Annotated in this window: 12 protein-coding genes; 4 read left to right on the top strand and 8 right to left on the bottom strand. The window is 70.6% G+C overall.

Features of this window, described 5'->3' with window-relative positions; genetic code table 11:
• Positions 1-383 precede the first annotated feature (383 nt).
• A complete protein-coding gene (locus tag LHA35_RS11135) occupies positions 384-1,370 on the top strand; it encodes a c-type cytochrome (protein WP_226608273.1) in 987 nt (328 codons plus the stop codon).
• A 132-nt stretch (positions 1,371-1,502) separates the two neighbouring features.
• Here the strand turns inward: LHA35_RS11135 and LHA35_RS11130 are convergent, their stop codons facing one another.
• From LHA35_RS11130 to LHA35_RS11110, 5 genes are all read right to left on the bottom strand, one after another.
• Complete coding sequence (locus tag LHA35_RS11130; protein WP_226608272.1) at positions 1,503-2,687, bottom strand: vWA domain-containing protein; 1,185 nt, start codon at positions 2,685-2,687, stop codon at positions 1,503-1,505.
• Positions 2,688-2,825: 138 nt separating this feature from the next.
• Positions 2,826-3,674 carry an AAA family ATPase gene (locus LHA35_RS11125; protein ID WP_226608271.1) on the bottom strand — a complete coding sequence of 283 codons (849 nt, stop codon included), beginning with the start codon at positions 3,672-3,674 and terminating at the stop codon, positions 2,826-2,828.
• Between the two features lie 85 nt (positions 3,675-3,759).
• The gene (locus tag LHA35_RS11120) at positions 3,760-4,749 is read right to left on the bottom strand and encodes a tripartite tricarboxylate transporter substrate binding protein (protein WP_226608267.1); all 990 of its coding nucleotides are present in this window, start codon (positions 4,747-4,749) and stop codon (positions 3,760-3,762) included.
• Between the two features lie 56 nt (positions 4,750-4,805).
• Entirely contained in the window at positions 4,806-6,317 is a 1,512-nt protein-coding gene (locus tag LHA35_RS11115; RefSeq protein WP_226608265.1) for a tripartite tricarboxylate transporter permease, read from the bottom strand.
• 4 nt (positions 6,318-6,321) lie between these two features.
• Entirely contained in the window at positions 6,322-6,780 is a 459-nt protein-coding gene (locus tag LHA35_RS11110) for a tripartite tricarboxylate transporter TctB family protein (RefSeq protein ID WP_226608263.1), read from the bottom strand.
• Between the two features lie 160 nt (positions 6,781-6,940).
• Between LHA35_RS11110 and LHA35_RS11105 the strand changes: the two genes are divergently transcribed.
• Entirely contained in the window at positions 6,941-7,897 is a 957-nt protein-coding gene (locus LHA35_RS11105; protein ID WP_226608261.1) for an AAA family ATPase, read from the top strand.
• A gap of 13 nt (positions 7,898-7,910) precedes the next feature.
• Positions 7,911-9,260: a vWA domain-containing protein gene (locus LHA35_RS11100; RefSeq protein WP_226608356.1), complete on the top strand. Its 1,350-nt coding sequence runs from the start codon at positions 7,911-7,913 to the stop codon at positions 9,258-9,260.
• 106 nt (positions 9,261-9,366) lie between these two features.
• On the opposite strand, the gene LHA35_RS11095 is transcribed toward LHA35_RS11100, so the two are convergent.
• Positions 9,367-10,665, bottom strand: coding sequence for an alpha-hydroxy acid oxidase (locus tag LHA35_RS11095; RefSeq protein WP_226608259.1), 1,299 nt, complete (start codon positions 10,663-10,665; stop codon positions 9,367-9,369).
• Between the two features lie 184 nt (positions 10,666-10,849).
• Between LHA35_RS11095 and LHA35_RS11090 the strand changes: the two genes are divergently transcribed.
• A complete protein-coding gene (locus LHA35_RS11090; protein WP_226608257.1) occupies positions 10,850-11,473 on the top strand; it encodes a hypothetical protein in 624 nt (207 codons plus the stop codon).
• 40 nt (positions 11,474-11,513) lie between these two features.
• On the opposite strand, the gene LHA35_RS11085 is transcribed toward LHA35_RS11090, so the two are convergent.
• Positions 11,514-13,193 (bottom strand): thiamine pyrophosphate-binding protein, encoded by a 1,680-nt coding sequence (locus LHA35_RS11085; protein ID WP_226608256.1) that lies wholly within the window; start codon positions 13,191-13,193, stop codon positions 11,514-11,516.
• A 345-nt stretch (positions 13,194-13,538) separates the two neighbouring features.
• The gene (locus LHA35_RS11080) at positions 13,539-14,723 is read right to left on the bottom strand and encodes an acyl-CoA dehydrogenase family protein (RefSeq protein WP_226608255.1); all 1,185 of its coding nucleotides are present in this window, start codon (positions 14,721-14,723) and stop codon (positions 13,539-13,541) included.
• Between the last annotated feature and the right edge of the window lie 88 nt (positions 14,724-14,811).

Raw genomic sequence — 14,811 nt, 5'->3', positions numbered from 1 at the left:
TGCGCCTTCGAGAGCATCACTGCCAAGTCCCGGTCCTGCACGCCGCCTGCCGGACCGGCATCCTGCCGACGCGCATCTCCTGGCTGGTGATCGGCACCGGCGGGCCATGCAGCCGGCCTGCGCCCTCCTGACCGGCGGATAATTCCAGTGCGCTGCCGGTCCACCCGTGCACCGTCCTGGCGATGCCGGCTGCGCCGAAGCTGATCGCCCGTCGCCGGATGCGGCGGCCGATCCCGTACCCTTCCGGCGCTTTGCCCGGCCTTCCGGTTCCGCAGTGGGTTGCGGGGTTCGGCGCTTCGGCTATATCCCTTGGCGGCCCTCTCCCGTGCCGATCCGGCGCGTGGTGCCACTCGTCCGTCGCGTTGCCAAGGACGCCATCGCCGATGAATTCGCTTGAACTGAACAAGGCCTTCGCCGCGGTACTCACGGCCGGGATCGCCTTCATGCTGGCAGGCCAGGTGGGGAAGCTGCTGGTCCACGGCGAGACGCCGCACGAGAGCGCCATCCGCATCGGCGAACCTGCCGGCGGCGCGGCCGCCCCCGCGGCACCGGCCGCCCCGGCGCTGGAGCCGATCTCGGGCCTGCTGGCCAACGCCAGTGTCGAGAATGGCCAGACGGTCGCGCAGCGCCAGTGCGCGGCCTGCCACACCTTCAACCAGGGCGGCCGCAACGGCGTCGGTCCGAACCTCTATGGCATCATGGGTGCACCGCACGGCCATGTGGAGGGGTTCAACTACTCCGCCGCCCTGAAGGGCAAGCCGGGCCCCTGGACCTATGAGGAAATGAATGCCTGGCTGGCCAAGCCGTCCACCTATGCGCCCGGCACCCGCATGGCCTATGCCGGCCTGGCCAATACCCAGCAGCGCGCCGATCTGATCGCCTATCTGCGCACCCTTTCGCCGAACCCGATTCCCTTGCCGCCGGCCGGTGCCGCCGCGGCACCGGCGGCCGCGCCCGCCGCGGCGGCAGCCGCGCCTGCCGCCCCCGCCGCGGCGCCGGCCGCGGCCGCAGTGCCGGCAATCGGTCCGCTCCTGGCCAATGCCGATCCGGAGAAGGGCGGCGCGGTGTTCCGCCGCCAATGCGCCGCCTGCCACACCGCGAATGAGGGCGGGCGCAACGGCGTCGGCCCCAACCTCTATGACGTGGTCGGCAAGCCGCATGGCCACATCCAGGGCTTCAACTACTCCGCCGCCCTGAAGTCGAAGGAAGGCCCCTGGACCTATGAGGAGCTGAACAGGTGGCTCCTCGCCCCGGCGCAGTACGCCCCGGGCAACCGCATGGCCTTCGCCGGCGTGAAGGACGCGCAGGACCGCGCGAACCTCATCGCCTATCTGCGCGGCCTCTCGGCCAACCCGCAGCCGCTGCCCTAAGCCGAAGGCGGCCTCCGCCGCATCACCCCCGGCGACCGTAAGGTCCCCGGGGGTTTTTCATGTCCGCCGGTCGCGCCGTCAGCAGCCTCTCGACTGCCGCTCAGGGGCTGTGACGGCCCCGGCCACCAGACGTCAGCGACTCAGCTCGCGCGTCATCTCCTCGATCCCGCCGAGGGTCAGCGGGTACATGCGCTGCTCCATCAAGCGATGGAGGAGCAGGGCGGACTGGTACCGTCCCCAGGCCGCCTCCGGCATCGGGTTCAGCCAGGCGCTGCGGCGGAAATGGCCGGTCAGCCGGTGCAGCCAGACCTGGCCCGTCTCCTCGTTCCAGTGCTCCACGCTGCCGCCGGGCTGGATGATCTCATAGGGGGACATGGCGGCGTCGCCGACGAAGATCGCCTTGTAGTCCGGGCCGTAGGTCCGCAGCACCTCCCAGGTCGAGACCTCGCTCTCCCGCCGCCGCCGGTTGTTCCGCCACAGCCGCTCATAGGGGCAGTTGTGGAAGTAGAAATGCTCGAGATGCTTGAACTCCGCCCGGGCGGCGGAGAAGAGCTCGGCGCAGACCTGCACATGGTCGTCCATGGACCCGCCGATATCGAGGAAGAGCAGCACCTTCACCGTGTTGTGCCGCTCCGGCACCATCTTCAGGTCGAGCGTGCCGGCATTGTTGGCCGTCGCGCGGATGGTGTCGGGCAGGTCGAGCTCGGTGGCCGCGCCCTGGCGGGCGAAGCGGCGGAGGCGCCGCAGCGCCAGCTTCATGTTGCGGGTGCCGATCTCGATATCGCCGTCGAGATCCCTGAACTCCCGCTTGTCCCAGACCTTCACGGCGCGGCGGTGGCGGGACTCGTCCTGGCCGATGCGCACGCCTTCCGGGTTGTAGCCATGGGCCCCGAAGGGGGAGGTGCCGCCGGTGCCGATCCATTTGCTGCCGCCCTGGTGCCGGCCCTTCTGCTCGGCCAGGCGCTGCTTCAGCGTCTCCATCAGTTTCTCGAAACCGCCGAGCGCCTCGATCTGCGCCTTCTCCTCCTCGGTCAGCAGCTTCTCGACCATCTTGCGGAGCCACTCCTCGGGAATGGCGGCCTCCGCGCCCGGATCGCCCTCGGGGGGTTCCAGCCCCTTGAACACCTCGCCGAAGACGCGGTCGAAGCGGTCGAGGTGCCGCTCGTCCTTCACCAGCGCGGCGCGCGACAGGTGGTAGAAATCGTCCACGCTGTAATCGGCCACGCCCTCCTTCATGCCGCGGAGCAGCGTCAGGTATTCCGTGATGCTGGCCGGGATGCCGGCGGTGCGGAGCGCGAGGATGAAGTGGGCGAGCATCGGCGGTCTCCTCGGGAGACCGGGGGGAGAAGGTATTCTCCCCCCGGGCCCCCCTCATCTATTTCTCTGAGTCTGACTCACAGAAAGCGGTGAGTGGGGGGTCCAAGGGGGAGAGAGGCAGCCCTCTCTCCCCCCTTCTCAGCGCTGCCTCTGCCGCGACAGGAAGGCCAGCCGCTCGAACAGGTGCACGTCCTGCTCGTTCTTCAGCAGCGCGCCGTACAGGGGCGGGATGGCCGTCTTCGGGTCCGAGGAGCGCAGCACCTCGGGCGGCAGGTCCTCGATCATCAGCAGCTTCAGCCAGTCCAGCAGCTCGCTCGTCGCCGGCTTCTTCTTCAGCTCCGTCACGGAGCGGACCTGGAAGAAGACGTTCAGCGCCTCCCGCGCCAGCTCCTGCTTGATGTCGGGGAAATGCGCCTGGACGATCCGCTCCATCGTCTCGCGGTCGGGGAAGCGGATGTAGTGGAAGAAGCAGCGGCGCAGGAAGGCGTCCGGCAGCTCCTTCTCGTTGTTCGAGGTGATGATGACCACCGGGCGGTGCTTCGCCACCACCGTCTGCCGCGTCTCGTAGACGAAGAACTGCATGCGGTCGAGTTCGAGCAGCAGGTCGTTCGGGAACTCGATATCGGCCTTGTCGATCTCGTCGATCAGCAGGACGTGGGGCTTCTCCGCCTCGAACGCGTCCCAGAGCTTGCCACGGACGATGTAGTTCGAGATGTCGTGCACCCGCGGGTCGCCGAGCTGGCCGTCCCGCAGGCGCGACACCGCGTCATATTCATAAAGGCCCTGCTGCGCCTTGGTGGTGGACTTGATGTGCCACTCGATCAGCGGGTGGCCGAGGGCCCGCGCCACCTCATGCGCCAGCACGGTCTTGCCGGTGCCGGGCTCGCCCTTCACCAGCAGGGGGCGCTGCAGGGCGACGGCGGCGTTGACCGCGACCTCCAGGTCGCGGGATGCGATATACGTCTCGGTGCTGCGAAACCCGGCCACGCCTGCCCCCTGAGTGATCTGGCCCAGAGGGTGGCGCCACTCCCGCCCCGCGGCAAGTCTTGCGCGCGGGGCGGGGGCGTGATCCTCAGCTCTTCGCCAGCCCGGCCGCCTTCATGGCGTCGCCGAGCGACTTGTCGGCCTGCTCCAGGTGCCGCGCCGTGCCCGCGGCATCGGCATACATCCCGCCGAAGCCGCGGGAGTTCAGGAAGTCCTGGTACTCCTTGGACTGGTAGATGCGCCCGAGCGCCGGCTCCACCACCCGGACCACCTCGGCCGGCAGGTTCGCCGGGCCGACGATGACGCGCCAAGCGCCGGTGGTGAAGTCGACCCCCAGGCTTTCCTTCAGCGTCGGGATATTGGGGAAGACCGAGAGCCGCTCCGGCGCCATCACCGCCAGGCTCCGGGCGCGTCCCGCATCCAGCATCGCCCGCGCCTCCGGCACCGAGCAGGTGGTGAAGTCGAGCCCGCCGGCTGCGAGGTCCTGCATGGCCGGCGCAGCGCCGTTGGAGGGCACCCAGCGGACATGGTCGGCCTTCAGCCCCATGGCGTTCAGCCAGCCGGCCAGCGCCAGGTGCCAGATGCCACCCTGGCCCGTGCCGCTCGCCTTCAGCTGGCCAGGGCGGCTGGCCTTGATCGCCTCGGCCAGCGACTTCACGTCCTGGTGGGGCGAGGAGGCGTTCACCTGGATGCCCGGCGGGTCGTTGTTCATCAGGCCGAGCGGCGTGTAGTTCCGGTAGGTGACCTCCGTCAGCCCCTGCCAGTGCAGCATGCAGATCTCGGAGGTGATGATGCCGAGGGTGTAGCCATCCGGCGCCGACTGGGCGAGGGCGGTATGGCCGACCACGCCGGAGCCGCCGGTGCGGTTCACCACGTTGAAGGGCTGGCCCAGCTCCCGCTCCAGCAGCGTGGCGACCATGCGCACCACCGCATCCGTGCCGCCGCCCGCGGCCCAGGGGCAGATCATCTGCACCGGGCGCGCCGGCCAGCGCGGCTGGGCGAGGGCCGGCGCGGCCAGGGGGGTGGCGATCAGGGCGGCGCCGCTGCCGAGCAGGGTGCGGCGGGACATTGCGTTCATCGGTTCGTATCCTCCTCTGCCGCCCCTCCCGGCGGGGCGGTTTGTTGCGGACTCTGCTACCCCGCCGCCCTGCCGGCAGGCAAGCGCCGGCCGTGCCGGCGCTTCCACAGCCAGACCCCGGCCGGCCAGAGCAGGGCGGTGAGGGTGAGGGCGGCGAGCAGGCCGCTGATCGGGCGCTCGAAGAAGGGCAGGAAATCGCCATCCGACTTGATGAGGGAGGTGACGAAGCTCTGCTCCACCATCGTTCCCATCACGATGCCCAGCACCAGCGCCGCCACCGGGTAGCCGTTGCGCTCCATCACGAAGCCCAGGCAGCCGAAGGCCGCCACCAGCACCACGGCGAACAGGTTGTTGCCCACCGCATAGGCGCCGACGGCGCAGAGCAGCAGGATCACCGGCATCACCGCCGCGCGCGGCGCGTGCAGCACGCGGGTGGAGGCGCGGATCAGCAGGATCCCGAGCGGGATCATGACGATATTCGCCAGGATGAAGATCAGGTAGAGCGCGTACATGGAGGACGCGTTCTCGGTGAACAGCGTCGGCCCGGGGTTCAGCCCCTTCATGTAGAGCACCCCGATCGCGATCGCCGTGATGGTATCGCCGGGGATGCCGAAGAGCAGCGCCGGCACCCAGGAACTGGCCAGCGCCGAGTTGTTGGCCGCCCCGGCCTCCACCAGCCCCTCCGGGTGGCCGGTGCCGAATTTCTCGGGCTCCTTCGAGAAGCGCTTCGAGGTGGCGTAGCTGATCCAGGCCGCCATGTCGGCGCCCGCGCCGGGCAGCACGCCGACGATGATGCCGATCAGGTTGCCGCGCACCAGCGGCTTCGGGTAACGCTTGGTCAGCGCCCATTGCCCGGAGAGGATGCTGCCGAAGCGCCGGCGCTCCAGTGGCGGCGGGTCGGGCAGCAGCATGGCGCGCATCACCTGCGCCACGGCGAAGACGCCGACCAGTGCAGGGATCGGCTCGATGCCGCCCAGCAGGTCGGGGGACCCGAAGGTGAAGCGCGGCGTGCCGGCCGGATTCTCCATGCCGATGCAGGAGACGAGCAGCCCCAGCAGCATGGCGGCGATCGCCTTCACCGGCGAGGAGCGGGCGACCAGCGTCGCGCACATCAGGCCGAGGATCGCCAGCCAGAAATACTCGAAGGTGGAGAAGGAGAGCGCGACCTCCGCCAGCGAGGGCGCCAGCACCATCAGGGCCAGGGTGCCGACGATGCCACCGATGGCGCTGAACCAGAGCCCGATGCCGAGCGCCAGTTCCGGCTGGCCCTTGCGGGTCATGGCATAGGATTCGTCGGTATAGGCGGCCGAGGCCGGCGTGCCCGGGATGCGCAGCAGGCAGCCCGGGATGTCGCCCGAGAAGATCGCCATGGCGGACGCGGTGATGATCGTCGCCACCGCCGCGATGGGCGAGAGGTAGAAGGTGACCGGCACCAGCAGGGCGGTCGCCATGGTGGCGGTCAGCCCCGGCAGCGAGCCGATGACAAGGCCGTAGACGGCCGCGGCGAAGATCGCCAGCAGGACGTCCGGTGCCGCGACGAGGGCGGCACCCTGGATGAGACCTTCCATGCGGCTACCAGGGCGCGGCCAGGAGGCCGTCCGGCAGCGGGACCCGGAGCAGCTTGCCGAAGATCAGGTGCAGCCCGACCGGCGCCAGTATCGCCAGCGGCAGCGCCAGCCGCGGCCGCGCCCCGAAGGCGAGGGCCATCACCAGCACCAGCCCGGCGGCGGTCAGCAGGAAGCCCAGCCGGTCCACCAGCAGGACATAGAGCAGCAGCAGCACCGGCGGCAGCAGGGCGCGCAGCCCATACAGCCAGCCCGGCGCGGAGCCCTCTTCCTCCTCCTCGAAGCTGTGGCCGATGCCGAAGGCGATCAGCAGGCCGCAGCCGACCAGGCCGAAGCCGATCAGCATGGGGAAGACGGCGGGCCCCACATCCTGGCCGGGCACTGCCGGCAGGCGCGATCCGCCCCAGGCGGACAGGCCCCCCAGGGCCACCAGGACCGCGCCGGTCACCCGGTCGGACAGATGCACCGGACTCTCCTTGGATAGTTTCCTTGCCGTGCAGTCTAGACGAGCGGGCGGATCACTCCAGACCCCCGGCCCTGGATTTGTCGTGCGGCACCGGCCGGTCCATGATGACCCGAAGCCGCAGCGCCGCCCCGGAGATGTACAGAATGAGCCGACCCGCCGCATGAGCATCGCCTGGCACCGCCTGCTTTCCTCGATCGAGGCCACCGAGGCCGGGCTGCAAACCGCGGGCTATATCGCCAGCCGCCCGATCTCGACGGCGCTCTACCTGGCCCATCACCTGCGCAAGCCGATCCTGGTCGAGGGGCCGGCCGGCGTCGGCAAGACCGAACTGGCCAAGGCCGCGGCCTCCTGGCTCGGCCTGCCGCTGATCCGCATGCAATGTTATGAGGGGCTGGACGAGTCCAAGGCGCTGTACGAGTGGAAGTACGGCAAGCAGCTCCTCTACACCCAGATCCTGAAGGACCGGCTGGGCAGCGTGCTGGGGGAGGAGCCGGGGCTGGATGCCGCCATGCGCCGCCTGCACGGCGTCAGCGACCTCTTCTTCTCCGAGGAGTTCCTGGAGCCCCGCCCCCTGCTGCGGGCGCTGCGGGAGCCGGGCGGGGCGGTGCTGCTGATCGACGAGGTGGACAAGGCCGACCAGGAATTCGAGGCCTTCCTGCTGGAGCTCCTCTCGGACTACCAGGTCAGCATCCCGGAGATCGGCACGGTGCGGGCGGATGTCCCGCCGGTCGTGCTGCTGACCTCCAACTCGATGCGGGACCTGGGCGATGCGCTCAAGCGCCGCTGCCTGCACCTGCATATCGGCCTGCCGGATGCGCGGCTGGAGGCGCGGATCATCGCGTCCCGCGTGCCGGATGCTGCCGAGGATCTGCGGCGGCAGCTCGTCGCCTTCGTGCAGCAGCTGCGGATGCTCGACCTGAAGAAGCTGCCCTCGGTCAGCGAGACGATCGACTGGGCGCGGGTGCTGGTGCTGCTGCACGCGCCGCAGCTCGACCATGTGATGGTGCGGGAGACGCTGAACGTCCTGCTGAAATTCGAGAGCGACATCGAGGCGGTCACGCCGCAGATCGCCGACCTGCTGCTGAAGGCGAAGCGGGAGGCGGTGCCCATACGATGACGACGTGGCGCTGATGGAAGGCCCGCTGCTCGACTTCTTCCGTGCCGCCCGCAGCGCCGGGCTGCGCATCTCCCCGGCCGAGAGCATCGATGCGACGCGCGCCGCGCAGGTGGTGGGCCTCGGCGACCGGGCGCGGCTGAAGGACACGCTCTCCCTCGTCCTGGCCAAGACGGTGGAGGAGAAGCGCGCCTTCGCCGAAGTCTTCGACCTCTTCTTCCGCCGCGGCGATTTCTCGCCCGCGCCGCCGGTGGAGGAGGCGGCCCGGCAGCCGGCGCCCGAAGCGCAGGCGAGCGGGCAGGGGGAGGGAGGTGGCGGAGGCGGCGGGCAGATTGCGCGGATGCTGCTCTCGGGCGATCAGGCGGAGCTCGCCGCGGCGGTGGAGGAGGCGGCACAGGAGGCCGGCCTTTCCAATATCGCGCTCTTCACCCAGGTGAACCTCTTCACCCGCCGCATCCTGGAGCGGATGGGGCTGCAGGCGCTGGAGCGCGAGATCGCGGCGAACCCGGAGGCCGAGCGCACCGGCCGCCTGCGCCAGGGCCGGGACCGGCTGCGCGACCAGGTGCGGGACTTCGTGGAGCAGAACCTGGCGCTCTTCGCCAGGGGCGAAACCGAGGCCTTCCGCGAGCGCATGCTGCAGCAGACGCGGCTCTCGGCCATCGACCGCCGGGACCATGAGCGGATGCGGGTGCTGGTCCGCGCCATGGCCCGCCGCCTGGCGACGCAATACGGCAGGAACCGCAAGCGCGACCGCCGCGGCGTGCTGGATGTGCGCCGCACCCTGCGCCGGAACATGGGCTGGGAGGGCATCCCCTTCCACACCGTCTGGAAGCAGGAGAGGATCGAGAAGCCGAAGCTGGTCGTGCTCTGCGATGTCAGCGGCTCGGTCGCCGCCATGGCGCAGTTCCTGCTGCTGTTCCTCTATTCCTTGAACGAGGCGTTGTCCGGCCTGCGGTCCTTCGCCTTCTCGGGCAACCTGGTGGAGGTCTCCGACATCCTGGAACGCCACCCGATCGAGGCGGCGATCCCGGAGGTGATGGCGCGGGCCGGCTTCGGCTCCTCCAACTACGGCATGGCGCTGGCGGATTTCGAGCGGGAGCATATGCGCCTCCTCGACAGCCACACCACGGTGATCATCCTGGGCGATGGCCGGGGCAACCGCACCGACCCGCGGGTGGACATCCTGACCCGCATGGCCGACCGGTCGAAGCAGCTGGTCTGGCTGAACCCGGAAGTCCGCACGCTCTGGGGCACCGGGGATTCGGACATGCTGCGCTACGCCCCGCATTGCCGCGTGACCGCCGTGTGCAACACCTTGCAGCATCTGGAGCGGGTGATCGGCGCCCTGCTGCGCGACGGCGGCTGAGCCCGGTCGCTCCAGGGCCGGTTCCGGCCGGGCAGGCGAACACGGCCACCCGCCCGGGGCCGTGCCACCGATGGGGCCCGCTGAGGGAGGGGGCGGCGTCCCCTCCTCAGGCGGTCCGCCGCCGCGGCATCTCGACGCCCGCGGCGTTGCCCTCCGGCTCGAACCTCACCGCATTCGGATGCAGCACGGTCGCCTGCGCCGCCTCCTCCACGCTGCGGATGCCGGCCTGGCCGAAGGTGGCGCGGATCTCCTCCATGAAGCCGGCGGTGGCATGCGCCCCGCCCGCCGCCCCGATGGCGGCGACCGAGAGCAGGAAGGCACGCCCCGCGAAGCAGAAATCCGCCCCCACGGCCAGCGTCCGCAGCACGTCCAGCCCCGAGCGGATCGAGCCGTCATAGAGGATCTTCGCCCGTCCCCCGACCGCGGCGGCAATCGCCGGCACCGTGTCGATCGAGGCGGGCGCAGCATCGAATTGCCGCCCGCCATGGTTGGAGACCCAGATGCCGTCCACGCCGAGCGCCACCGCGCGCTCCGCATCCGCCGGGTGCTGGATGCCCTTCAGCACCAGGGCGCGCGGCCAGGCCTCCCGGAATTTAGCGATGTCGTCCCAGGTGACGCCGGTGGTCATGTTCTGCGTGACGAAGCTGGCCAGTTCGGCGATCGAGGCGTTCTCGCCGACATATTTCCGCATGTTCTCGAAGCGCGGCTGGCCCTTCTGCAGCATCTCCAGCGCCCAGAAGGGCGCACGGGCGATGTCGAACAGGGTGCGCGGCCGGTAGCGGAAGGGCACCACCAGCCCATTGCGGACATCGTGCACCCGCTTCTGGCGCATCGGCACGTCCAGGGTCACGACCAGCGCATGCGCGCCCACCGCCTCCGCCCGCCGGATCAGGTCCAGGGACATCCGGTGGTTGTCCGCCGGCAGGCCATAGAGCTGGAACCAGAGGCTGTCCGGCGCGATGCGCGCCAGCTCCTCCATGCCCACATTGGCGACGGTGGAGGAAACATAGGGGATGCGCGCAGCCTGGGCCGCGGCGGCCAGGATGGCATCGGCCCTCGGCCAGACCATGCCGACATTGCCCATGGGCGCGACGCCGACCGGCGCCGCATAGTCCCGGCCGAAGAGCTTCGTGGCGGTGGTCACGCCGGCGAGATCGACGGCATAGCGGGGCACGATCCGCACCGCGTCCATGGCGGCGCGGTTATGCGCCACATTGGGCGCCCCGTCCCCGACGCCGCCCGCCACGAAGTCATAGGCGAAGCGGGCGACGCGCCACTTCGCCCGGCGCTGCAAGTCGTTATAGGTTGGGAATTTCCGGCGCAGCCGCCCCGCCGGCGTTTCCGACGCGCCGGCCGCGCCCCAGCCCGTCGGCTTGCCGGCACTGCCCGTGCTGCTGCCACTCATCGGTCGTTTCCCCCAATGCTTTGCGCCGATTATGCACCACCGCGGCCCGGCGGAAAGCGGGGGCGGCATTGACGCCTCGCCTTGAGATGACACATCCGGCTGTTGCCGCGGGCGACATTCCCGCCCGGGCGCCGTTGAGGCCAGGCCGATCGCCGGGCGCCGCACCGAGGAGGACACCAGACCGATGGTTGCCGACCACTTCCGACCAAGACTCGCCCGGCGCGCCGCCCTGCTGTGCCTGCCCCTGCTGGCAGGCTGCGCCGGCGCGGTGCAGCAGCCGCCGAATGGCTGGGCCAGGCTGCCGCGGGATGCGGTGGAGGGCGCCGGCGACCCGGTGCGCGCCGCGGTCCTCAACACCGCCTATGTCTTCGGCCAACCGGCCAGCGTTGCCGGCCAGCCCGGGGAGGCGGCGCGGGCGGTGGCGAATTACGAATTCCTGACCGTCGAGATCCCCTACGGCGCACGCTGGCGCGGCCTCAACCCCATGGTCTCGACCGAACTGGCCGCCGGCCGGCAGGAGGTGCACTCGGCCTTCGGCATCGCGCCGACCGCACCGACCCAGCAGGTGGTGGATGCGCTCTACGGCGCCTGGCGCGCGCAACTGGCGGGCGACCGGGGGGCGGCCGAGCGCGCCCTCTCGACCCCCGCCTTCACGTTGGGCGGCGCGGGGACGCTGCAGCGCCTGGCCGCCATGCCCGTGCTGCCGCGGGCCGCGGCGGCATCGTCCTTCGCCGCGGCGGAACTGGACCGGCAGGACCGGCTCGGCTCGCCGCGCGGCAATGACGGGGGCGGCGGCGGCCGTCAGTAACCGGCGGCGCCCCGGCTCCCGGCCGGGGCGGCCCTGCGGCCTATTCCGCCGCCCGCTTCGCGTAGATGCCCATGCCGTTATAGGGCGCATAGGGCGGGAAGGCGCCGATCGCGGTCATGTCCACCTCGACCAGGCTGGGGCCCGGGGTGGCGACCGCCTTTGCCACCGTCTCCGCCAGCTCCTCCGTCCGGCTGACCTTGAAGCCGGGCAGGCCGGCGACGGCGGCGAGCTTCTGGAAATCCGGCCCCTGCAGGTCGCCGAAGAACATGCGGCCATCCTGCAGCGCGCCCTGGATATGCTTGATGACGCCGTAGCCGCGGTCGTTCATCACCATCACCACCAGCTCCGCGCGTTCCTGCACCGCGGTCCAGAGCTCGGTCTGGTTCAGGGCGAAGCCGCCATCCCCGACCATGGCGATGGCCTTCCGCCCCCCTCCCGCCAGGGCGGCGCCGATGCCCATGGGCAGGCCCGGCCCGATGGCGGCGCTGACGGGGTGCACCGCGTCGCGCGGGCCATAGACCGGGAAGATGCGGTTGCCCCAGGAGGAATTGCTGATGGTGACGTCGCGCACCCAGAGCGCGTCGCGCGGCAGGGCGCGGCGCAGCTCCGCCGGGAAATCGGCATAGGGGCCGAGGGTCTCCCGGTACTCCGCCACGGCGCGGCGCTTCATCTCGGCAAAGTCGGCGGCGAAGCCGGGATCGACCCGGAGGCGCCCCTGCAGCCGCCGCGCCAGCCCGGCCATCACCAGCCCGGCATCGCCGCAGACGAAGGCGGCATTGGCATAGGTCCGGCCATTGGCGCGCGGATCGACATCTACATGCACCAGCGTTTCCGGCAGCTTCAGGGAGAAGTCCATGGTCTCATGGCCGCGCAGCCGGCTGCCGACCACCAGCATGGCATCGACGGAGCGGTAGAATTCCTGCACTCGCGGCGAGCCGTTGCCGTGCAGCCCCCCGAGCGTCATCGGGTGGTCCTCCGGCACGATCCCGCGGCCGTTCCAGGAGGAGACGGCGCCGAAGCCGAGGCCCATCAGCGCCATCGCCTCGGCCCGCGCCGATTTGGCGCCGTTGCCGAGCCAGAGCATAGGCCGCCTGGCCCGCGCCAGGATCTCCGCCGCCTCGTCCAGCGCGGCCTCGGAGGGCGGCAGGGGCGGCGGCACGGGCAGGACCAGCGTGTCGAGCTGGGCCGGGCGGGGGATGGGCGTGCGCTGGATGTCGATCGGGATCTCGAGGCTGACCGGGCCCATCGGCGGGGTCAGGGCAAGCGTGGCGGCCTGGGTCAGCACCCCCAGCGCCTCCTGCGCCGAGCGGATGCGGAAGGCCGCCTTGCAGACGGCCGCCAGCATCGCCGTCTGGCCCGGTACGTCATGCACCGTGCCCATGTCGCGGTCGATGAACCTGGTCGCGGTCTGGCCGGTGATGTGCAGCATCGGGGAGCCGGCGAATTGCGCCTCCACCAGGCCGGGCACGGTATTGGCGGCGCCGGGGCCGGTCGAGGAGAACATCACGCCGAGATGGCCGGAGACCCGGGCATAGGCATCCGCCATATGCGCCCCGCCCATCTCGTTCCGCACCATGACATAGCGGATGGCGTTCCGCCGCCCGATGCCGTCCAGCATCGGGATGTTGTGCACGGAGACGATGCCGAAGCAGGTGGTGACGCCGATGCGGGAGAGGAATTCCGCCACCAGGTCGCCGACATTGTAGGCGCTGTCCGCCATTCTTGGGTCCTCCCGTGATGTCACGTGGCGCCATGGGCGCTGGGGTGGTGTCCGGTCCGGCGGCTGCGCTGCCCCGGGGCGCGGGCGGCCGTGGACCGGTTGCGCAAACCATCGGCGCCCCGCTGGCGCCTGCGGAGTGGTGCGGCTGGTGGGAGCGGCGCCGTGGCTCCGGGCCTTGGCACGGTCCCCGTGTTTCCTGGAGCAAACTCCGACCGGACCGGACCGACCCGGCCAGGCGGAGGAACCGGCTCGCCTGAACCGGCAGCCGGAACGGCCGGAGTGAGGCCCCGCGAAAGCAAGCCGCTCCAGCGGCGGGCACCGGCGCGTGGTGCCCGCGCACCGCCTTCAGATGCCGTTCTTCAGCACCCGCCTGGCGATCGCCATGCGGTGCACCTCGCTCGGCCCTTCATAGATCCGCTGCACGCGCACCTGGCTGGCCATGAGCTGCAAGGGCAGCTCCTTCGTCATGCCCATGGCGCCGAATGTCTGCATGGCGTTGTCCAGCACCTCCTGCGCCATTTCGGTGGCGAAGACCTTGATCATGGAGGCCTCGTTGCGGACATCCTCGCCGGCGCCGAGCTTCGCCGCGGCGTCGCGCACCATCAGGCGGCAGGCATGGATCTTCGTCGCCGCCTCGGCGATCCACCACTGGATCGCCTGGCGGTCGGAGAGCTTGACGCCGAATGTCACGCGGTTCTTCGCCTGCTCGCAGAGCATCTCCAGCGCCCGGCGGGCCATGCCGGTGCAGCGCGCGCCCATCTGCAGCCGGCGGACATTCAGCCGGAGCTGCATCGGCGCATAGCCCCGGCCCAGCTCGCCCAGCACCTGGCTCTTCGGCACCCGGCAATCCTCGAAGACCAGCTCGTAGGTCCGGCGGCCGCCGATCATCGGGATCTCGCGCTCGATGATGAAGCCGGGCGTGCCGCGCTCGATGATGAAGGCGGTCACCCCCTCCTGCCGCTTGCCCTCGCCGGTGCGGGCCATGAGGATGATGAAATCGGCGCGGGGGACCCCGCTGACCCAGATCTTGCGGCCGTTGATGACCCAGTCGTCGCCATCCTGCACCGCGCGGGTGGTCATGCCGGCCGGGTCTCCGCCCGCCCCGGGCTCGGAGATGGCGATGCAGGACCGCGCCTCCCCCCGCGCATAGGGGTCGAGGTATTTCCGCCGCTGCTCCTCGTTGGCCACCGCCTTCAGCATGTGCAGGTTCGGGCTGTCCGGCGGGAAGAGGAAGGGGGTGACGGTGCGGCCCATCTCCTCCTCCACCGCCATCAGGGCGGCGAGCGGCAGGTCGGCGCCGCCGAACTCCTCCGGCACGTCGAGGCCCCAGAGGCCGAGCTCCTTGCATTTGGCGAGCAGCGGCGCCTCTTCCTCCGGCGTCAGGCCGTAGCGCTGGCCCTCGGCCTCCCGCTTCAGCACCGCCGGCTCCAGCGGCATCAGGTCCTTCTCGACGAATTTGACCACGAGGTCGCGCACCATCCGGTGCTCCTCGGCCAGTCCCGGAATGCCGCCGATATCGAAGCCGTCCATGGCCCGTTTCCCCAACCCTTCGGAATTGGCGGGAAGATTAGACCCGGGCGGCGGCGGGCGCGAAGCCCCCCTCCGGTGGCCATGATGG

The organism is Roseicella aerolata, assembly GCF_020523605.1.
Taxonomy (GTDB): Bacteria; Pseudomonadota; Alphaproteobacteria; order Acetobacterales; family Acetobacteraceae; genus Paracraurococcus; species Paracraurococcus aerolatus.
Note: the sequence above shows the minus strand (reverse complement) of the source record. Positions and strands in the feature narration are given on the sequence as shown.